The sequence below is a fragment of the Nostoc sp. genome (genome assembly GCF_036917415.1).
GTDB lineage: Bacteria > Cyanobacteriota > Cyanobacteriia > Cyanobacteriales > Nostocaceae > Nostoc.
In genome coordinates this window covers 26,896-46,396 of sequence record NZ_JBALDJ010000119.1, presented here as the reverse complement: position 1 = coordinate 46,396, position 19,501 = coordinate 26,896, and the positions used below count along the sequence as shown (strand labels likewise).

The following is a 19,501-nucleotide window of genomic DNA, read 5'->3' as shown; positions in this document are numbered from 1 at the left end:
GTAGATTCAGGGATTTCTGTAGTATAGACCTTGGATGATCTCACCATCTGGAAACGAGGTTTTCAAGAACAGAGCGCCTCTGCTACTGGGGAAAAGCATTCCAGTTTGTTCCAAGGGTGGAATACCCAGTTTCTTGGCTCCCCGGAAATCAGTATTGGTCAGGATAGTCCAATCCAAATTAATCCCAGCGAACTCAACATCAGTCAAAGTAGCACTGTCCAAAACAGCCCCCGTAAAATCCGCATTGGTCAGGTTAGCGCCATTCAAGGAGGAGCAAGCCAAATTAGCACATCTCAGGTTAGCGCTGGTCAAGTTGGCATTACACAAAATTGCTCCTCTCAAATCGACACCTCGCAAATTGGTGTAACTCAAATTGGCACGCATTAACCTAGCATCCTCAAGATTGGCACCGATCAAGTCAGCCTCTTCCAAGTTGGCATCCTCCAGAAAAATATATGCCAAATTAGCTTCTCTCAAACTAGCTCTAGCCAAATTAGCTCCCCTCAACTTTGCTTCACTCAAATTAGCTCTAACCAAGTTAGCTCCTTCCAAGTCAACCCCACTAAAATCTCTCTCCCCAGCAGCATATTGCTGGAGCAACTCCTCAGCAGTTATCCTCATCTATACACCTCCGCAATAAATTCTGGAATGAACTATATTTGGATTCCAGTAATATTAACATCTCTTAAGTTTACTAAATTCCGTATTACTCTGGGAGCAAAATTCAACTTAATCTTATATCTACGGGTATTGTCCTTGACTTATCAACACTTGTCGAGAAATCACCCGATTGGGAACATTAAATTGAAGTAACTTTGCAGTCCCTTGACCAATCTGAGTTTTTCCTTCTATTCTGGCCTTCTCAAGATAAAAATGTTCATCCCAAACCAGGCGGCGGGGATTAAACAATGGGACAATTTCTTCAGTAAACTGGTCTATAGTAGCAAAATCAGAGCCTTTATGACGGTTACAGGATAAATATGAAAGTGCCAAATTCTCAGCAGTAGTTTCACCCCCATGTTTAACGGCAATAATATGGTCTATTTCATGGGTATAAATAGAAAAGTTTTGATGGATTCGGCAATATTCGCAACGTGCTGAAGCTCTCTGAATAACTAACCTACGGAGTTCCACAGAAATCGAATTAGAAGTCATGTTAGCTGATTGCAGAATAAGCTCGTGCTTTTAATAAAATCATGATCTGCTCTAGTTGCTCGTAAACATCTAATTCTGCTAATTCCATTTGACTAAGTGTTGCAGAGCGATTTTTTTCTAGTAGTTCTTGTAGGCGTGTTTGAGATTGAAATGAAACTTTAAAATTAATAATTTCTTCTGGTTTTGGTTCCTTAATTAAAAAATCAATAATTTCTTGATAAACTGCTGGAACATTTATGGTCTCATGCTTGACTGTTGGCTGAATGGTTATTGGTATATTAACAACGTCTAGTAATCGCCAAAGCAATTCAGGTAAACGATTTTGCAGAGGTTCTAAACGTTCAGCTAGTTCATCGGGAATTTGAATAGTGAATTCTGCCATTGGTGCTTTTGTTGGGATTTTGCACTTTTAATAATATGCATTGTATCCTAATTATAGCTTTCAAACCTACCTCTGCATCAGATGCCATTGCTTTGATACAGACATTACACTCTAATAGTTAGCGGCACGTAGATTTTTTTGGATTGCCCACCTTATATTTCGTCACTGATTTGTCCTTATCAACTACAGTGACCAAATATAAGGCGCGAAAGCTAAAATTAAAGTAAGCTGGAAGTGATTGATTCAAAAAATTATGACAACAGCAATACCAACAAATAATCCTGTTATTGTCCCTAAAAAGCTGCCTTTTTTGGAATCAATTTGTTGGCAGACAGCCGATGTCTATCGCTTTACTCCAGAACAAATGCTGAGTCGCTACGAGCGTGGTTGGCAATATCACAACCTATTTAATAATCTTGAGGGTGAAGAACTCAATTTTCTTCAGGAACTCGCCAGACGCTATAAATCCTGGTTGCAAGTTTGTTTATGACCTTCAGGTTTGAACACCATGATAAAATTCTCACAGTTCTTGAATGCTTAGATTCGGACATACTTAGGAAGGGTTCTGCTTACTTCGGTGGCGGAACCCTTCTGGCATTTGAGTTTGAAGAATATCGCCGGAGTAAGGATGTTGATTTTCTCGCTTCTGTTGGTACAGAAGGCTACAAATACCTGCGGACAGTGGTATTTGAGGGTGGGCATGAAGCATTATTTCGTGATTTAAGTAAAATCCAAGTTGGACGTAGCACAACTGACCAATATGGAATTCGGATGATAGTTATTGTAGATAATGTGCTTATTAAAACAGAAATTATTGCCGAAACTCGTTTTCAACTAGACGTACCAAGATATCCAAAGTGGTCAGTCGTTCCTTGCTTAAGCTTCAATGACTGTTTTACCTCTAAGCTGCTGTCAAATTCTGACCGTTACGCCGATGACAGCGTTGAGGCAAGAGATTTAATCGATTTAGCAGTTCTCAGACTGCAATCTCCAATACCTCAAGCATCAATTGAGAAGGCTGAAAAAGCATATCAGGTTATGCGCCCTTTGAAAAGAGCGATCGCACTCTTTCAAGAAAGACCAGATTACAGGGAGAAATGCTTTCTTGGTCTGCAAGTGGATCGAACTCAGATACCCAAAATTATCGACGGTATTGATTTGCTATCTACAGATTTAGGTTTATCTGACACTCCAAGGACTTTTCAAGAACAACATGATATCTTTGGTGATTTATAAACACAAATTGAAAAACGAGCAGATTCTTAAACAGATTGTGCCCAATGCCCCTAAATCCTTGAGGCTGTTTGTTTAGTACTGGCAGGTTCAACAGGTAATGGTTGAGCGGCTTTCAATACCACATCCAACAACCCTGGAAACAGCATCTCTAAATCTTCACGCCGCAGGATGTTAATGTGCTGTGTCCCTTCTTTACGTGTAAAGACTATCCCCGACTCCCGCAAAATCTTGAAGTGGTTGGACATAGTGGACTTAGCGATCGCAAAATCAAATTTGGCACAGCATTGTTCCCCCTCAGTCGCCAGCAGGCGCACAATCTCTAGCCGTACCGGATCGCCCAATGCATACAACACGCCCGGTAAAAAAATATTTTTTCGATCTGGATGATAAAGGAATCTCATAGTTGCATTATCTCATCAAGTGGCATATATTTTTATTATTCGATATTATCGAATTATAGAATTAAGTAGGAAGGCAATTTATGTCATCCATTACAAACGTCACAGAAGCCACATTCAAGCAAGAAGTTTTGGAAAGTGAAATTCCGGTATTAGTGGACTTTTGGGCACCGTGGTGCGGCCCTTGCCGGATGGTGGGCCCAGTCGTCGATGAAGTTGCTGCTGAATACGAAGGACAGGTGAAATTTGTGAAGTTGAACACAGATCAAAATCCTACTGTTGCCAGCCATTATGGAATTCGCAGCATTCCGACATTGATGGTTTTTAAGGGAGGTCGGCAGGTTGATACTGTCGTCGGGGCAGTCCCAAAAACTACCTTGAATAAGACCTTAGCACAGCATCTTTAATCTAAGTCAAGGGGACTGGGGATTGGGGACTGGGGATTGGGGACTGGGGATTAGGGGCTGGGGGTTGGGGACTGGGGAGAGACTTCTTGAATATTCTTTGTCCCCCTTGTCCTTCTAAAGTTCTGAGCGCCGACTTCCGGTTCTTAGACCTTTCTCCTTGTCCCCCTCCCATTCTCCCTAGTCCCCAGTACCCAGTACCCAATCCCCAATCCCAGATCATTCTGTTTCAACTAACGGGGAAAGAGCAAAATGGACTTGAAATTGCATGGTAAATCCGCCCTAGTGAGTGGCTCAACCGCAGGTATTGGTTTGGCGATCGCTCTTGGGTTAGCTCAAGAGGGTGCATCAGTGATTGTCAACGGTCGATCTGAAGAACGAGTAGCTCAAGCGATCGCCAAAATTCAGCATTCTACACCTGAAGCGAAAGTTTCTGGTGTTGTTGCTGACGCAGCCACTGCATCAGGGGTAGAACAACTCCTTCAAAAAGTTCCTCACGTTGATATACTCATAAACAATGTGGGTATTTATGAGCCAAAAACCTTCTTTGATATTACTGATGAAGACTGGTTAAAGATATTTGAGGTTAACGTCCTCAGTGGAGTCCGTTTGAGTCGGCAATATCTGCAAAAGCAGCTAGAGCAAAACTGGGGGCGGATAATTTTTATCTCCAGCGAATCTGCTATTCAGATCCCAGTGGAAATGATTCACTACGGCACAACTAAGACAGCGCAACTAGCCATTGCACGGGGTCTAGCAGAAATGACTATCGGAACTGGAGTCACAGTAAACTCCGTCCTACCAGGGCCAACCCGCTCAGAAGGAGTTGAGGGCTTTATTTCTCAGCTAGGACAGGAACGCGGTATTAGTCCAGCGGAAGTTGAGGCTGAATTTTTTCAAAATGTGCGTCCAAGTTCCTTAATCAAACGCTTTGCAACGAATGAAGAAGTAGCAGCGATCGTAGTTTATCTTTCTAGTGCCGTAGCTTCAGCAACTAATGGTGCAGCTTTGCGCGTAGATGGTGGCGTTATTCGGTCGATTGTTTAGTTATTAATACCCTTTGAGTGCAGCTGGGGAATGGGGACTGGGAGGAGCAGGGGAGGCAGGGGAGGCAGGGGAGCAGGGGGAGCAGAGGAGGCAGGGGGAGCAGGGGAGGCAGGGGAGGCAGGGGAGGCAGGGGAGGCAGGGGAGCAGGGGAGCAGGGGAGCAGGGGAGGCAGGGGAGGCAGGGGAGGCAGGGGAGGCAGGGGAGGCAGGGGAGGCAGGGGAGCAGGGGAGGCAGGGGAGGCAGGAGGCAGGGGAGGCAGGGGAGCAGGGGGAGCAGGGGAGGCAGGGGAGGCAGGGGAGCAGGGGGAGCAGGGGAGGCAGGGGAGGCAGGGGAGCAGGGGGAGCAGGGGAGGCAGGGGAGCAGGGGGAGGCAGGGGAGGCAGGGGAGGCAGGGGAGGCAGGGGAGCAGGGGGAGCAGAGGAGGGAGAAGAATTAATAACTAATGACTAATGACTAATGACTAATGACTAATGACTAATGACCAATGACCAATGACCAATGACCAATGACCAATGACTAATTTGGAGATAAAACCAATGACTACTGATCTCAACTTATTCTCTCCTTACCAATTAGGGAATCTAAAACTACCTAACCGGATAGTAATGGCACCCTTAACCCGAAACAGGGCAAGTCAGGGAAACGTACCACACCAGCTGAATGCTACTTACTATGCCCAACGTGCTTCCGCCGGACTGATTATTTCCGAAGCAACACAGGTAACTCCTGAAGGACAGGGCTATCCTGCTACACCAGGAATTCATTCACCAGAACAAGTGGAGGGATGGAAGTTAGTAACCGATGCTGTGCATCAGCACGGAGGGCGAATTTTTCTGCAACTATGGCACGTAGGCAGGATTTCTCACCCTGACTTACAACCGAATGGAGTTTTACCTGTGGCACCTTCTGCGATTGCTCCTAAAGGTGATGCTACAACTTATGAAGGGCCAAAACCCTTTGTAACTCCCCGTGCTTTAGAAACTTCGGAAATACCGCAGATAGTGGAACAGTACCGTCAGGGAGCGGCAAATGCCCTAGCGGCTGGGTTTGATGGGGTGGAAATTCACGGAGCTAATGGTTATTTGATAGATCAGTTTCTCCGCGATCGCACCAATCAACGTACAGATAAATATGGAGGTGACATTGAAAATCGTGCCCGATTCCTGTTAGAGTTGACAGAGGCGGTAACGAGTGTGTGGGATTCTAACCGAGTAGGGGTACGTTTATCTCCCAGCGGGTCTTATAACGATATAGGTGACTCGAATCCTCTAGAGACATTCGGTTATGCAGCTCAAGCGTTGAACCGATTTAATTTGGCATATCTGCATATTTTTGAGGCCACAGAGGCAGATATCAGACATGGCGGGATAATTGTACCCACTAGTCATATCCGCGATCGCTTTACAGGTACTCTCATCGTCAATGGCGGTTATACTCGTGAAAAAGGCGATGCAGTACTGGCAAATAAAGCAGCAAATTTAGTTGCCTTTGGCACATTATTTATATCAAATCCCGACTTACCGCGACGCTTGGCTTTGAATGCACCATTAAATCAACCAAATCAAGCAAGCTTTTATGGTGGCGGTGAAAAAGGATATACAGACTATCCATTTTGGTCGCCTGCTAACGAGCCAGTAGCTAATGCGTAATTCGTAATTGTCCCTTGCGGTATTGTAGACAAGTTGTTTGTTCGGAAATAAGAAATAATTTTTGTTTTTGTTTCATGAATAAATCAATTCGCTTGTATGCTAACTACGAATTATTTGGTCATAATCCAACTATCAGGAGAATCTCATGAGTTCCATCATCCAAACCCAACCTTTAGATGTACCCAGTGCGATCGCTAAACGTCGTTCTATCAAAACTTTTCAAACAGACCCCATCGCCCCAGAACTGCTCAAGCAATTGGTAGAGTTAACCGTAGCAGCACCCAGCAGCTTTAATATTCAGGACTGGCAAATTATTCTCGTGCAAGATGAGGCACAAAAGACAGCCTTATCAGCAGCAGCTTGGAATCAACAGCAAATTGTCCAAGCACCAGTTACCTTTGTTTTTGCTGCCGATGCGAGTGCATCTGAAAAAAACTTGAACCCGATAATTGAACAGGCTCTTGCAAGTGGGGCATGGAATGAAAGCACAGCTAATTATTTTAAAACTGCTATTCCGCAATTTCAAGAGACGCTAGGAGACAAACAACGGGAGTATGCGATCAAAGATGCGATTATCGCTGCTACCCATTTAGTATTAGCAGCTGAAAGTCTGGGTTTATCTACCTGTTTTATGAATGGTTGGCTTGAAGACAAGGTAAAAGAAGTGATTGGGGCTGGGGATAATCCAGATTTAGCGATCGCTGTTTTAGTTCCTGTTGGCTATGCAGCCGAACCACGCTTAAATCCAGGTCGTTTGCCATTTTCCTCCAATGTCTCTGTAGACAGAATTGGTAATCCTTATGCAGGGTAGTTCTCTCTAAATTGGGAATGGGACATTGGCCAAACAGGGCATTGAGAAGAGACAAGGTAGACAAGGAAGAGGGGGGACATATAGGCTAAAACCCTTTTATCTCCTGCCCCCTGCCCCCTGCCCCCTGCCCCCTGCCCCCTGCCTTATCCCAACGACAAATTTTTACGCCAACCTACTTACAACCCAATCTACATCGATAGATTTTATTATCAGTAATCAAGCGGACATGATATATATTGCGGACTTTTCAGCCAATCCTCAAGAGAAGAACTAACGTCGTTCTTCCATACCGAAGACACGCCGGAAAACTGACTGCATCAAACCAGGAGACAAGTGATAAACTGCTTTCCAAAGGTTAGTTGTGCCTACCATGACATCCGAACGTCGATCCTTTACTGCTTCCCAAATTGATTTTGCTACATCTTCAGGCTTTTCTAGTACAGGAGTTTGAATTGCTTTATCTACCAACTCAGAACGCGCCTGAGCAGTTTCCTCATTTTTCCCACGAAAAATTGCCCGTTCCATAAGTTGAGTACTGATAAAACTGGGATAAATTCCACTAACGTGAATGCCTTTAGGCGATAACTCTGCGTGTAGCGATTTTGTCAACCCAGTTATGGCGTATTTACTGGTTGTGTAAGGAATTTGGTAAGGAATCGGTTCTATACCACCAATAGAACTAACATTAACGATTGTTCCTTTGCCACGTTCTAAAAAATGGGGCAGGATGGCATTAATAGTATGGATATAGCCCCACAAATTGGTATCAATTATCTGATGCCAATCATCTAAGCTAAAATCCTCGACGGGACCTAAGCAAAAAATACCTGCATTATTAATTAATACGTCTATGTTACCAAAATAATTTATTGCCTTTTGAATCAGGTTGTTTACTTGTAAAGGATCTTTCACATCGCAAGAAATAGCGATCGCTTCTCGGCCAAGTTCCCGTATCTGTGCGGTAGTAGCTTCTAAACGGTCCATTTGACGAGCTGCCAACACAATATTATAGTTGTGACGGGCAAATAATAATGCTGTAGCTTTGCCAATTCCTTGAGATGCGCCTGTAATAGTTACTGTATTTGTCATAATTTTAGTTGCTTTCTATTGCGAATCTTAGAGGTTGTTTTAAAAATGCTACTTGAGGTATCCAAAAGGTTAGATCCTCCTAAATCCTCCTTAAGAAGGAGGACTTTAAAAAGCTTATTCCCCCTTTTTAATCAACAACGCCAATTATTGCTGCGTTTTAATTTCCTTGAGTAACGCTTCATCAGAGTATTCTTCTTCCCATTTGCCTTTTAACTTCAGCCGTACAGACTGTGCGCCGCCACTAGGAGTGCAGACAACCCAGTAAGTATTCGGTTCTCCTTCAACCTCAGCTGCATCTTGAGCTTTTGAGATATCAGAAAGACCGGAAAATGCTTGAATACAAGTCCATGTAATTCCATCTGAATCTTGAATTTTTCTTTCCATGTCTGTTTTTAGTTAAGGGATTTCCAAGGAATAAATTATCTCAATAAACTAACCACTCCAGACGCAGAGAACACAGAGAGAGGAGAATTTGAGAGGATTTTTGCTTCAGTTTTGGGATATTTTTATATGGAAGTCCCTAACGTGAACTGGGAAGAATTTCTGGCTGATCGTCCAAACTCAGGAGGAATTGAATTAAATCTGTCTGTTCTTGAGTGGTAAAGCCAGCTTTTGCATCTACCCAATAAGCGTGTCCTCTGCCGTCTACATTCGATTTTTGCAAATCTGGATTAGCTTGGTTAGCTGCAACCATTGCCTCACGAAGTTTACGATCGACTAGCAATCGTAAACTTGCTTCTGGATCGGGTAAAATATTTTGCATTAATGTCCCAGCCATACCAAGTTGCTCAGGATTTGCCACCACAAATTGTCCGTCCTGTTGATTTTGCTTTAATGCTGAAGCACTAGCAGCCACGCCACCATCATGTAAATAAGGCGCAGTTAGATACAACCCAATCAAGCTTGTTACTTTATAACCACCGGCTGGGTTGTTCATCCCAAAAGCTAACTGTTGTGCTTGTTGTGGCGTAATATTTGTAGGAACTTCTAACACTGGAGGATTAGACGGCAAGGGAACAGAGATACTGTTGGGGTAGGTTTGGGGTGTAGTGAAGTTCTTAGCGAATGGCGCTAATGTAGAGGCGCGTGATAGTTGAGTTCCAATCTCGTTTTGAGCAATGACATCATGATTAGTAAAGTAGCGTCCACTATGACAGTCTATGCAGCCAGCATTAGTAAATACAGCCGCCCCTTTTTCTAGAGAAGCAACATCAAACGTAGACTCGCTGACACTCTGCTATCGATTTCAGTCGGGTTTTAAATCCCCGTCTGTTCGGATAGTTTTTAATTTTTAATAGGACTTACGCAAAAACCCTTTCAAACTCTCATTTCTCCGTGACCTCTGCGTCCTCTGTGGTTCGTTTTCCGTTACCTGTGCGTAAGTCCTATTTAATTGTTAACAGGTGTTGGTTGAGTAAACCACTCCATAGCTGCTTGAGCGATCGCAGTCGGAACTGTATGGAACCCGTTGAACTCGCGGTACTCTACGTCATAGCCTGCTTGTTTTAACTGCGGCACAATTCGGTGGCTGCACCGTTCAATCGGCAACACTTTATCCGACTTTCCATGAGAGATGAATATACGCGGTTTCCCGGATTGTCTAGCAGGAGGCATGAATCCGGGTGAAAAGGCAATAATGTGATTAAACAGGTCGCCATTGGTAATGCCAACCGAAAGGGCGTAGGAAGCACCATCCGAGAAACCAGCGATCGCTACCTGGTTCGGAGCGATCGCGTAATGACTGAAAGTTTGTGCTAATGCCCGCTCGATAAAGGCAATATCAGGACCATAGCCACCCCGAAGAATGTCCCAAGTTTTTTGGCGTGAATCTACTGCCAACAGAATTGTCCCAAAGCGAATTGCCAGATGATAGAGGATTTTTAGCGCTCCCTCTGCATTGCCCCCTGCTCCATGCAATATCAACACCAGCGGAGCAGGCCGATCTGCCCGATAGGTTTCAGGTACATAGACAAAACCATTTCGCTGCCCATCTAGCCCTAGTGGGTGTAACCCAGTTAAAGCGGTTGTTGTGGGGTGATTTGGACGAGACAACAACTGTCCTTGAGTCGCTTTAGAATCAACCTGCTTTGAAGTTTCCATGACTAATAAGTTCCGCTTTTGGCAATTGGATAGTTTAGAGGCAGCGAGGGGAAAATCATCACTGATAGCCCGAACCGGAGTACTTGCCGTCGTTTCCAGTCAGGAGGATTCACAGCAAACCTGATTGGATACAAGAAGAGGTTAAACGTTTTCCGATACATTAACACCCGCGACTTTAGCTGCGTTGATATTTTCCATTGCAGTCAATTCTTATAATTTTGTTAGTACTGAGATATCTAAGGTTTTAACTCAAAAAAAGTATTTTCTTATCTATCAGAAGTTTCAGCATTAAATTTAGTTTTATACATCTAAAGTGATAGCTAAAATAGTTTGATTTTAAAATTTTTAGGACTTATTAATCAAATACATAATGTAGGGGCAATTCGTGAATTGCCCCTACAGAATACCAAAACTTTTATAAAATAGAATTCAAGAGTCAGGAGCGGAGCCAGAGGCGGATAAATATTGGGTTAAAACCTTGCCCATCGTGGGCGAAATAAAGTGTAAACACTATTCCTTATTAAAAGCTATCCCTTTATAGGTAGAGGATTCTGAATTCTGAATTCTGAATTCTGACTACTTTTTATAAGTTCATTGAAACGATTGTTTTAGTTGTTCCTCTGTCAAAGAATTAATTAAACTTAACGGTAGTGGTTGCTGACTAATGTTATTAACATAATCTGCACTCAAATAGGAAAGGTAACTTGGCTCTCCGGCGATATAACTTTCAAAAAAAGGAACACTCAAAGCTTTAACATAACGACGTGCCAAAGCTGGACTAGAACCAATTACTTGTGTAGGAACAGGCACAACTGCATTCGGAGATTCTGCAATAGTAGAAAAGTGTGTGCCGCCATTGATAAGTGCTAAATATTTATTTTGAGTTGTTAACCAAATAAAAGGCTGAATTTGCTCTGGTAAAGCAGGACTAACAGTATCAGCGCTGCCAGATACAATCATCACCGGAATTTTTATTTGGCTGAGGCTAGCTTGACCAAAAATACTACTATCAACTGGATTAATTGCAATTACTGCTTTTATCCTTGGATCGGATAAGTTATAGCTACGATTTGGTAAATTGATAGCCAAACATTGAAGTAATAGCGAAATATTTAATGTATCTTCAAAAGATGGACAATTGGCTTGTAGTTGTTCAAAATTAATCTTTGCGCCTGCCAATGCTAATGCTGTATATCCACCAAATGATTGTCCTACTACACCAACTTGTTCTAAATTTAAACGCCCTCTAAATGTTGGGTTAGACTTTGATAAACGAGTAAGTTCATCTAATAAGTATTTTATATCCAAAGGTCTATCAATAAGTTCTCTAGGATCGGTAACTTTATCAACTGTACCTGCTAATAACGCTTCTAGTTGTTTTGAATTACTGCCAGGATGCTCTGGAACAGCAACTACAAAACCATAAGAAGCAAGATGTTCAGCTAGATATGCAAAACTTGTTCTGTCAGAACCCAGTCCATGCGAAATGATAATTATAGAACGAGGAGTTTTAGCAATGGGAAGGTAAATATCGGCTGGAAAAGTTCTGTTACGCGTGAAGTCATTGAGAATGATAGTTTGCTTAGAAAAACGAAAACTTCCGCTTTTTACTAAGTCTATCGATGGAACCGTATTAAGTGTAGAAGCCGTGCTTATTTTTGGTTGCGATTGCTGGTTAATAAGTGCTACTGCATCTTGGGTTTGATTGGCTAAGTTCTGTAATGCATTTACAATTTCTAAACTCTGACTTAAATTAATTGAAATTGCACTACTAGGAAATTTATTTAAGACATTTAAAAGGGTAAGAACTGAAGTTGGGGAATGTTACATCTGGGTATAAAATTGCTCAGAAAGCTCTCAATCAGTTCAGTTTAGCTGTTTGGGGGATTTGCCAACGGTATCCGTATCCCGGCTCAAACTAGAGTACTAAGTAAGTGGGCAGAATAAAACCGAACTGTGTGAAGAAAAGTAAATAAGGCTCAAACCCTTTTTCCCCCTGCTCCCAGCAAGAACTGCCTTATCCTAACGATAATTATTTACGCCCACCTACTTAGCTCTTACCGCTACTTTTGATCTCGTTGACAAAAGTTTGTGGTTGATTGACTTTTTTGGTTGATTACTTTGTCCTGATGTCACAGACTCAATTGTGAGATTGATGGTATTTTATGTTTGCACAAACTCCTTTATCCCAATCGCGATACAAGCTATGACACTCAATTTATATTTACTGCGACATGGAGAAACTACTTTTAGTCAAAGTGGTAATTTCTGCGGTGAAACTGATGCGGAGTTGACAACAGAGGGGATGCAGATGGCAGAGAGTTTTGCCGATGTTTATCAAAGCTTGTTGTGGGAGGCTGTTTATGTTAGCCCGATGAAGCGCACAATTGCAACTGCCAAGCCATTTTGTGATGCTATTGGTATGGATATGCAGTTGCGTGACGGACTTAGAGAAGGTAGTTACGGCTCTTGGGAAACTTTGAGTAAATCGTTTGTCAAAGAGAATTATGCAGAAAACTATGTAAAATGGTTGACAGAACCCGCTTGGAATGCGCCACTAGGTGGAGAAACTGCGGTAGATATTGCTAACCGTTCTATGCCTGTGATTGCTGAAATTCAAGAAAAACATCTTCAAGGTAATGTTTTAGTAGTTTCCCATAAAGCCACGATTCGGATTCTGATTTGCAGTTTACTGGGAATTGATTTGGGACGCTATCGCTATCGGGTGAATATTTTGGTCGCGTCGGTAAGTATGGTTAAATTTGACGTTAATGGCCCCTTATTAGAAATATTAGGCGATCGCCATCATATACCCGATCGTATTCGCTCTCGTCCGGGAACATAATAGGCATTTTTCAATTAGTTCTGTGAGTCAAGATTGGGTGGGCTGGGCGATCGCTTAGGGTTTCCTCTCTACGAGACGCTACTCGCGTTCGCTTGTAAAAGTCGAAGTTCAAAGGTTTTGGCAATTTGGCATCACTTGTCTTTGAATTGCCGTTTAAATGAGATATCAACAGAACAGCTACCGCCAGTTGTTGACCCAACGCTGTAGAAGAACTTAGCAGCAAACCCACAGCCCTCGGTCATCGCTTCTCTACGAGACGCTGCGTGAACGCCACAACTGGCTAGGAATGTACTAGAAATCACATAGTAAATCTGTAATCGCTCTCTCGTTTTCCTCTTTGAATGGGGAGCGTAAGCGTAGCCCCCCAAATCGTCGGTTTCAGTCATGGTGGGGGAGGTGGGGGCGATCTATTTTCAAACGTGATTGGTAATAAATTGTACTTGAGCAACTATGTTACCTTTTTCACCTGTAGAAGCTCTACCCATTGAGCGACAACTAGCAGAGGATTCATAATTTACAATGCAGCCAGGATTTAACTATCAATTAGTTAAATCCTAGCTGCTTCATAAAACTTCTATAGGACTCATATTTGATTTTTGAAATACAGCAGTTTGCAACAAGCGTGAGGTACAAAACCGAGGACTCAAAAATTAAATTATTCTTCTCCCTCCTGCCTCCTGCCTCAAAACTAGTGACTTTGTACTTCATCCAAACGAAAACTGCTGTATATGTAGGGTGCGTTATGCCTCTGGCTAACGCACCATGCGAAGGCTTTGGTGCGTTACGCTACGCGATGGCATGAGCTTGGCATTTTGCCTATTTTATCTTTTATTTCCTACTGTTATTGGTGATGATATGGCTCGTCGCCGTTTCCCTAATGCCGAGGTATTTTTAGCAGTGGTGTTTGTTCCCTTACTCGGTTCTCTTGCTTATCTTTGCTTGCGCCCGCCACTAATGTCATCAACTATTCGTGAAGAACCATTAAGAGTTAATCAGTAACAATACTTATGATAACCAGCAACTTGGGTTACTAACTTCTTTCTTCCAAGTACCGGGAAATTGCACTGTCAAGGTGTGGCATTAATTCACCTCGATTACTACCAAGAACACTGTAAGCTGGGCGGGGAGCAATTAAACCAAGTTCTTGTGTCGGACGAGCAATTAGACTGTTGACACTTACACCTGCTTTTTTCGCCGCTAGTCGTGCCAAGTCAGCCCAAGCAACAGCACTTTTGTTAGCCAAGTGCCATAAACCGTTCTCGCCATCAATCAATAAATCAAGGCTGGCATGGACAAGATCGGGTACATAAGTAGGTGAAACGATCGCATCTTCTGCTGCGACAAAAGTATTACCAGCAGCTAATTGCCGTAGAGCGATCGTGACAAAGTTATAATCATCCCACGGGCCGAAAAATGCGCTGGTGCGAATCACTAACGATGCCGGATGAGCCTGTAATACTAGCTTTTCTGCCAAAACTTTGCTGCATCCATATATATTGAGGGGCGCAACGGTATCAGTTTCGACATAAGGATTAGACTCAGCACCATCGAATACCAAATCTGAAGAGAAAGTTACCAGCGCCACCTTATGTTGAGCGCAAGCAGCAGCTAAAATCGCTGCCCCTTCAGCGTTTACCTTTAAACAAATATCGGGTTCGTGTTCGGCATCGTCCACCCGCACATATCCCGCAGCGTTCACAACCGCCCACGGTTGCAACTCGGCAAGTACTTTATTGACGGAAGCAGGATTGGCAATGTCCATATCTTGTCGTCTTAACAGGCAATATGAAATTCCTCGCACTTGACACAATCGAGCAAAAGCCTTGCCTAGAGTTCCTGTGGCTCCAACGATCGCCAGGGGACGATTGGCAGCAGGGGAGGAAAGCGGGGGAGATGGGGAAGATACGCGACAACTGACGGCTGGGTATAATAGGCGCTCTTGTCGATGCCACCATCCTGGTGTATCAAGTAATGGATGATTGGGTTTATGTCCAGTGGCTAAATCTCGCACCATTTTAGCGATCGCTGTTTGTCTGGGACGTGGAGAACGCAAATCGAATACGCCTGGTTCGTAGTATCCTGCGGAGCGAGTCACTAAACTATTCCAATCGTAGCTGCCGAGAAGTGACCAAGCAGTTACAGCACGAACATCTGCACCTTGGTTTCGTAATTCTTGCGCTGCATTCCACACTTCATTGAACCAGCGTAGCTGCTCCTCACGGGTACAACTCAGGTGAACTTCAGTGACAGCAAGGGGCAGTTTATAGCGTTCCCATGTTTCTTTGAGCAATGTCCGCGGCCCTGCTAAACCCTCAGCACAAACTCGCACTGCCTCTACATCTGCATACTTGTCCCGACCATTATCACCATGCGTCCAAGCTGGATAGTTTTCTAGGTTTTCATCTAAGAAGCGATCGCTCGTCAGGTAATGGTTAATGCCAATAATGTCAGGTGGACAGATATATTGTAAAAATTCTTCAAGTTCAGACTCACTTACACCACAGTCGCGCAAGTAACCCCAGATAGAATGAGTTGGGTTGATTCGACCGCATAATAAATCAAAACTCAACCAGCGACGTTCGTTTTCAAATTCTGCTTGATAAGCCAGTTTTGGTGTACTGTAAATCTTACCCAAATCCTCAGTTTGTACGAGTTGGGCATTGGGGTTGACTTCCCGGATTGTTTGCATCGAAAGAGCGATCGCTTTACACTCTCCTAACAAAGCATGGGCGAAAGTTAAATCGTCCTTTCCGTGAGGATACCAGTGACCGTACATCCCACTAAATCGTGCTGTTGTCAGTGGCTCGTTGATGGGTGTGTAATGTGTAACCCAAGGATAGCGTTCTGCAACCGCACGAGCAAACACCGCTAGTTTTTTAGGAAATTCTGGATCTACCAAGCTGGTATCACGCGGGCCACTGCCATGATGCACTAATCCTACAATCGGACAGATGCCGAGTTCGCGCAAACGCCCCAACCGTTCATCCGCCCACGACCAATCAGCATTCTCTAAACCATTCGGCGCTATCCTTTCCCAAAGCACTGGATAACGGATGGCGTGTATGCCAAGTTCAGCGAATAAATCTAGGTCATCCAAGCGGGTTGCATGACCATTGCGTTCTAACTGATCAAAATACTCTTCACCCACACGATTAACCGTACACTCTACACCAGCCCAAACTTCTAGAGGGAGTTGTGCTTTGTTAATGTTGAGTGTCGAGTTGAAAGCAGAAGCCATAATTTACAACTCAAGCTGATATTTTATTTGATGGGTTATTTTCGAGTTTTGTAGGGTGTGTTATGCCAGAGGCTAACGCACCATCCTAGATTTTCACTGCGTTACAGACATGAGCACCCTACTAAATACAGAGCAGCCCTAATTACAAATTACGAATTAACGCGATGTGCAACTTATTCTTAGAACCCCTCTCCAAACCTCTCTCCCTGTGGGGGCTACGGTGTACACACAAGTCTTCTAGAGTTGCCCCACAGCTTTTTGATCCCCCCAACCTGCCTTAAAAAGGGGGGCAAAAACCTCTCAAAGTCCCCCTTAAAAAGGGGGATTTAGGAGGATCTACACGATTTTGGCTTGGTACAGAGATGTGTGTACACCGTAGTCCCCACAGGAAGAGAGGCTTTGATTCTTGCTCCCCTTCCCTACAAGGGAAGGGGCTGGGGGTTAGGTTTGAAAGAAAGTTGCACCCGGCGTGAATTACGAATTATTTAAGCCTTGACCGCAATTTGTTTGTACACAGACAGAGCCTGAGCAACACATTGATCCATGTTGTAGTACTTGTAGGTTGCTAATCGTCCTACAAAATAGATCCCTGGAGTTTCATCAGCCAGCACCTTATATTTCTTGTAAATTTCCTGATTTTCAGAACGCGGTACAGGATAATAAGGGTCTCCTTCAGCTTTGGGAAACTCATAAACAATACTAGTTTTAGAGTGTTCCTGACCAGTTAAGTATTTAAACTCTGTCACACGAGTATAAAGCTGTTCATTGGGATAGTTGATGACTGGTGCTGCTTGAAACACACTGGTGTTGTGCGTCTCATGCTTGAAATCAAGCGAGCGATAGGGTAGTTTGCCGTAGCGATAATCAAAGTATTCGTCAACAGGCCCGGAGTAAACCATCTCGCGGCAAGGTATCGCCTTTTGAATTTCCTGATAATCTGTGTTAAGCATTACCTTGATGTTCGGATGATTAAGCATATTCTCGAACATTCGGGTAAAGCCGTGCAGTGGCATTGCTTGGTAAGTATCGGTAAAATAGCGATCGTCACGATTAGTCCGTGTGGGAATTCTGGCAATTACTGATTTATCAAGTTCTGAAGGGTCAAGTCCCCATTGCTTGCGCGTATAATTTCGGAAAAACTTTTCATACAGTTCTCGACCAACTTTGCTTACCACTACATCTTCACTAGTGCGGATGTATTCCATTGGTTCAGCAAGTGATTCGTAAAATTCCTTCACCTCAAATGAATTGAGATTCATGCCATACAGCTTGTTGATGGTGTTGAGGTTGATCGGAATAGGAACAAGTTGCCCGTCTACACTTGCAAGAACGCGATGCTCGTAAGACCGCCACTTAGTAAACCGCGAGAGGTATTCAAAAACTTCGCGGGAGTTAGTGTGAAAAATGTGGGGGCCATATTTGTGTACGAGAACGCCATGATCGTCATAACGATCGTAGGCATTGCCACCGATGTGGTTGCGCTTATCTACAACCAGCACTTTTTTACCAGACTCAGTTGCCAAACGTTCAGCAATGACGCTACCAGAAAAACCAGCACCGACAACCAAGTAATCGAAGACAAAATCTCTGGTAATGATATTTGGTGCTTGTTTACCAACCGCACCTGTGGAGTTAGCTTTGTCTTCACCATCACGGGCTGCAATCGCAGAGTCAATCAGCTTCATCATTGATGCCCAAGTACGATCCCAAGAAATCTTTTCTAAAAAGACATCTACTCGACTCAACCATTCTGAGGCTGGGGTGTCTTCTTGCATTGCAAGTTCTGCGGCGGTGACGAACTCAGAAACTGTGTCTGCAATTCGCACCAGTTTAGACTCTCCGTAAGGACGCACTATATCTCGAATTGAGGTAGATACTACAGGTCTACCTGCGGCAAGATATTCTGGAGTTTTGGTGGGGCTAATAAAGCGTGTTGACTCGTTACGCGCAAACGGCAACATCGCTAAGTCCCAGCCTGCTAAATAAGCAGGTAGTTGTTTATAATTTCTGCCACCGAGATAATGGATATTTTCATGCTGTGGCAGAGTTGCTAGATCGATTTTGACAACTGGCCCAATAATTACTAAATGCCAGTCGGGACGTGCTTCGGCAATACCTGCAAGCAGTTCAATATCCATCCGTTCATCAATTACACCAAAGAATCCAAGGCGAGGATGGGGAATATGAGCTTGATCTTCTGATTCTTGAAGATTTCTCGCCTGACCAAAGTGGGAGACATCTACACTGCTGGGAAAGGCATAAACGTTGGGGTGCTGGTTCACTTTACTTTCGTAAAGGCTTTGTCCCCCTGTAAATACTAAGTCTGCACGGCGAAATAGTTCGGCTTCGTAATTCTTTAAAGTGGGTGATGCTCCCTGGAATGCAGACAATTCATCCATGCAATCGTACACCACGGCTTGGGGTTGTAAGTGGCGGGTAAACGCGATCGCCATTGGTGTGTAATACCAACAAATGTATTTGTTGATGTTATGTTCTGCAAACAAACTATTAATTAGTACTTGTAACTCTGCGTTTATTGCTTCTTCACTTAAACCTTGGGGTAGGTGTGGCACGACCACAACTACTCCATTAGAATCTTCGTTTACATCTAACCTTGCCAAGGGTTCTTCAGAGAAAACTGCCTCTTCAATAAAAAACACTCGCTTTCCTTGAGCGCAGCGACTAAGAAGATGTTGTGGTCTTTGATAGACGAAATTCCAACGTAAATGAGATAAGCAAACTATATCAGGTGTGTCTTTAAAAGTTTCTGTTGATTGAACTTTTTTATTAGACGAAGTTAAATTCAACAGTGACGGACTCGATGATTGCGTTTCAACCAGCTGCGATCGCTTTGTTTTACGCTGCTGCTTCGGCGAAATAATATTGCTGACACTGTTGTTTTTGACTTGAGATTTTTCACTTGTCATAGTTCGTCTCATTATTTAAATTATTAATTCTGACTAGCCAAACGCTAATACACTTTCTTTGTAAGGCAGCACCAAGCTAGCTTTTAGGCAAAAGCTTGCAACATATTTTGCTGTTTTTCAATCTCAAATCAGTATAATCAATACTTGGTTGCATTAATCATAAAATACTGTTTTATATCTAATTTTTTCATCTACCCAAATAAATATAAAATTAATAAAAT

19 protein-coding genes and 1 pseudogene are annotated in these 19,501 nt (G+C 43.4%); 8 read left to right on the top strand and 12 right to left on the bottom strand.

What is annotated here, in order from left to right; all coding sequences use genetic code 11:
- Positions 1-6: 6 nt before the first annotated feature.
- From V7K41_RS29150 to V7K41_RS29140, 3 genes are all read right to left on the bottom strand, one after another.
- A complete protein-coding gene (locus tag V7K41_RS29150) occupies positions 7-621 on the bottom strand; it encodes a pentapeptide repeat-containing protein (protein ID WP_334853890.1) in 615 nt (204 codons plus the stop codon).
- Positions 622-741: 120 nt separating this feature from the next.
- The gene (locus V7K41_RS29145; RefSeq protein ID WP_334853888.1) at positions 742-1,155 is read right to left on the bottom strand and encodes an HNH endonuclease; all 414 of its coding nucleotides are present in this window, start codon (positions 1,153-1,155) and stop codon (positions 742-744) included.
- Between the two features lies 1 nt (position 1,156).
- Complete coding sequence (locus V7K41_RS29140; protein WP_334853886.1) at positions 1,157-1,537, bottom strand: hypothetical protein; 381 nt, start codon at positions 1,535-1,537, stop codon at positions 1,157-1,159.
- A gap of 253 nt (positions 1,538-1,790) precedes the next feature.
- On the opposite strand from V7K41_RS29140, the gene V7K41_RS29135 reads away from it, so the two are divergent.
- The gene (locus V7K41_RS29135) at positions 1,791-2,027 is read left to right on the top strand and encodes a hypothetical protein (RefSeq protein ID WP_334853885.1); all 237 of its coding nucleotides are present in this window, start codon (positions 1,791-1,793) and stop codon (positions 2,025-2,027) included.
- Positions 2,024-2,773: a nucleotidyl transferase AbiEii/AbiGii toxin family protein gene (locus V7K41_RS29130; protein WP_334853883.1), complete on the top strand. Its 750-nt coding sequence runs from the start codon at positions 2,024-2,026 to the stop codon at positions 2,771-2,773. The genes V7K41_RS29135 and V7K41_RS29130 overlap by 4 nt, the downstream gene beginning before the upstream one ends.
- A gap of 50 nt (positions 2,774-2,823) precedes the next feature.
- Here V7K41_RS29130 and V7K41_RS29125 read toward each other — a convergent pair whose 3' ends face one another.
- A complete protein-coding gene (locus V7K41_RS29125; protein ID WP_334853881.1) occupies positions 2,824-3,174 on the bottom strand; it encodes an ArsR/SmtB family transcription factor in 351 nt (116 codons plus the stop codon).
- Positions 3,175-3,254: 80 nt separating this feature from the next.
- Here V7K41_RS29125 and trxA point away from each other — a divergent pair, with 80 nt between their 5' ends.
- The 4 genes from trxA (at position 3,255) to V7K41_RS29105 (ending at position 7,081) form a co-directional block, all read left to right on the top strand.
- Positions 3,255-3,578: a thioredoxin gene (trxA, locus tag V7K41_RS29120; protein ID WP_012412473.1), complete on the top strand. Its 324-nt coding sequence runs from the start codon at positions 3,255-3,257 to the stop codon at positions 3,576-3,578.
- A 249-nt stretch (positions 3,579-3,827) separates the two neighbouring features.
- On the top strand, positions 3,828-4,622 hold the full coding sequence (locus tag V7K41_RS29115; protein WP_334853879.1) for an SDR family NAD(P)-dependent oxidoreductase: 795 nt from the start codon (positions 3,828-3,830) through the stop codon (positions 4,620-4,622).
- 535 nt (positions 4,623-5,157) lie between these two features.
- Positions 5,158-6,270 (top strand): alkene reductase, encoded by a 1,113-nt coding sequence (locus tag V7K41_RS29110; protein WP_334853964.1) that lies wholly within the window; start codon positions 5,158-5,160, stop codon positions 6,268-6,270.
- 145 nt (positions 6,271-6,415) lie between these two features.
- Positions 6,416-7,081 (top strand): nitroreductase family protein, encoded by a 666-nt coding sequence (locus V7K41_RS29105; protein WP_334853877.1) that lies wholly within the window; start codon positions 6,416-6,418, stop codon positions 7,079-7,081.
- Positions 7,082-7,351: 270 nt separating this feature from the next.
- On the opposite strand, the gene V7K41_RS29100 is transcribed toward V7K41_RS29105, so the two are convergent.
- The 5 genes and pseudogenes from V7K41_RS29100 to V7K41_RS29080 all read right to left on the bottom strand — a co-directional run.
- Positions 7,352-8,170: an SDR family NAD(P)-dependent oxidoreductase gene (locus V7K41_RS29100; protein WP_334853875.1), complete on the bottom strand. Its 819-nt coding sequence runs from the start codon at positions 8,168-8,170 to the stop codon at positions 7,352-7,354.
- 144 nt (positions 8,171-8,314) lie between these two features.
- Positions 8,315-8,554 carry a hypothetical protein gene (locus V7K41_RS29095; protein ID WP_334853874.1) on the bottom strand — a complete coding sequence of 80 codons (240 nt, stop codon included), beginning with the start codon at positions 8,552-8,554 and terminating at the stop codon, positions 8,315-8,317.
- A 136-nt stretch (positions 8,555-8,690) separates the two neighbouring features.
- Positions 8,691-9,182: a hypothetical protein gene (locus V7K41_RS29090; protein WP_334853872.1), complete on the bottom strand. Its 492-nt coding sequence runs from the start codon at positions 9,180-9,182 to the stop codon at positions 8,691-8,693.
- 377 nt (positions 9,183-9,559) lie between these two features.
- A complete protein-coding gene (locus tag V7K41_RS29085; protein WP_334853870.1) occupies positions 9,560-10,270 on the bottom strand; it encodes an alpha/beta hydrolase in 711 nt (236 codons plus the stop codon).
- 591 nt (positions 10,271-10,861) lie between these two features.
- Positions 10,862-12,076 (bottom strand): annotated as a pseudogene (locus V7K41_RS29080) (alpha/beta hydrolase family protein); the annotation flags it as partial.
- Positions 12,077-12,476: 400 nt separating this feature from the next.
- Between V7K41_RS29080 and V7K41_RS29075 the strand changes: the two are divergent.
- Positions 12,477-13,115: a histidine phosphatase family protein gene (locus tag V7K41_RS29075; protein WP_334853868.1), complete on the top strand. Its 639-nt coding sequence runs from the start codon at positions 12,477-12,479 to the stop codon at positions 13,113-13,115.
- Positions 13,116-13,246: 131 nt separating this feature from the next.
- Here the strand turns inward: V7K41_RS29075 and V7K41_RS29070 are convergent, their stop codons facing one another.
- On the bottom strand, positions 13,247-13,501 hold the full coding sequence (locus tag V7K41_RS29070) for a hypothetical protein (RefSeq protein ID WP_334853866.1): 255 nt from the start codon (positions 13,499-13,501) through the stop codon (positions 13,247-13,249).
- Between the two features lie 376 nt (positions 13,502-13,877).
- On the opposite strand from V7K41_RS29070, the gene V7K41_RS29065 reads away from it, so the two are divergent.
- A complete protein-coding gene (locus tag V7K41_RS29065) occupies positions 13,878-14,114 on the top strand; it encodes a hypothetical protein (protein WP_334853864.1) in 237 nt (78 codons plus the stop codon).
- A 31-nt stretch (positions 14,115-14,145) separates the two neighbouring features.
- Here V7K41_RS29065 and V7K41_RS29060 read toward each other — a convergent pair whose 3' ends face one another.
- Positions 14,146-16,353, bottom strand: coding sequence for a family 1 glycosylhydrolase (locus tag V7K41_RS29060; RefSeq protein WP_334853862.1), 2,208 nt, complete (start codon positions 16,351-16,353; stop codon positions 14,146-14,148).
- A 485-nt stretch (positions 16,354-16,838) separates the two neighbouring features.
- Positions 16,839-19,280 carry a UDP-galactopyranose mutase gene (gene glf / locus V7K41_RS29055; protein ID WP_334853861.1) on the bottom strand — a complete coding sequence of 814 codons (2,442 nt, stop codon included), beginning with the start codon at positions 19,278-19,280 and terminating at the stop codon, positions 16,839-16,841.
- Positions 19,281-19,501: the final 221 nt, after the last annotated feature.

Coding starts and splice junctions, on each gene's coding strand:
- V7K41_RS29150 (WP_334853890.1), bottom strand. CDS start 621: ATGAGGATAACTGCTGAGGAGTTGCTCCAGCAATATGCTGCTGGGGAG.
- V7K41_RS29145 (WP_334853888.1), bottom strand. CDS start 1,155: ATGACTTCTAATTCGATTTCTGTGGAACTCCGTAGGTTAGTTATTCAG.
- V7K41_RS29140 (WP_334853886.1), bottom strand. CDS start 1,537: ATGGCAGAATTCACTATTCAAATTCCCGATGAACTAGCTGAACGTTTA.
- V7K41_RS29135 (WP_334853885.1), top strand. CDS start 1,791: ATGACAACAGCAATACCAACAAATAATCCTGTTATTGTCCCTAAAAAG.
- V7K41_RS29130 (WP_334853883.1), top strand. CDS start 2,024: ATGACCTTCAGGTTTGAACACCATGATAAAATTCTCACAGTTCTTGAA.
- V7K41_RS29125 (WP_334853881.1), bottom strand. CDS start 3,174: ATGAGATTCCTTTATCATCCAGATCGAAAAAATATTTTTTTACCGGGC.
- trxA (WP_012412473.1), top strand. CDS start 3,255: ATGTCATCCATTACAAACGTCACAGAAGCCACATTCAAGCAAGAAGTT.
- V7K41_RS29115 (WP_334853879.1), top strand. CDS start 3,828: ATGGACTTGAAATTGCATGGTAAATCCGCCCTAGTGAGTGGCTCAACC.
- V7K41_RS29110 (WP_334853964.1), top strand. CDS start 5,158: ATGACTACTGATCTCAACTTATTCTCTCCTTACCAATTAGGGAATCTA.
- V7K41_RS29105 (WP_334853877.1), top strand. CDS start 6,416: ATGAGTTCCATCATCCAAACCCAACCTTTAGATGTACCCAGTGCGATC.
- V7K41_RS29100 (WP_334853875.1), bottom strand. CDS start 8,170: ATGACAAATACAGTAACTATTACAGGCGCATCTCAAGGAATTGGCAAA.
- V7K41_RS29095 (WP_334853874.1), bottom strand. CDS start 8,554: ATGGAAAGAAAAATTCAAGATTCAGATGGAATTACATGGACTTGTATT.
- V7K41_RS29085 (WP_334853870.1), bottom strand. CDS start 10,270: ATGGAAACTTCAAAGCAGGTTGATTCTAAAGCGACTCAAGGACAGTTG.
- V7K41_RS29075 (WP_334853868.1), top strand. CDS start 12,477: ATGACACTCAATTTATATTTACTGCGACATGGAGAAACTACTTTTAGT.
- V7K41_RS29070 (WP_334853866.1), bottom strand. CDS start 13,501: ATGACTGAAACCGACGATTTGGGGGGCTACGCTTACGCTCCCCATTCA.
- V7K41_RS29065 (WP_334853864.1), top strand. CDS start 13,878: ATGCGAAGGCTTTGGTGCGTTACGCTACGCGATGGCATGAGCTTGGCA.
- V7K41_RS29060 (WP_334853862.1), bottom strand. CDS start 16,353: ATGGCTTCTGCTTTCAACTCGACACTCAACATTAACAAAGCACAACTC.
- glf (WP_334853861.1), bottom strand. CDS start 19,280: ATGACAAGTGAAAAATCTCAAGTCAAAAACAACAGTGTCAGCAATATT.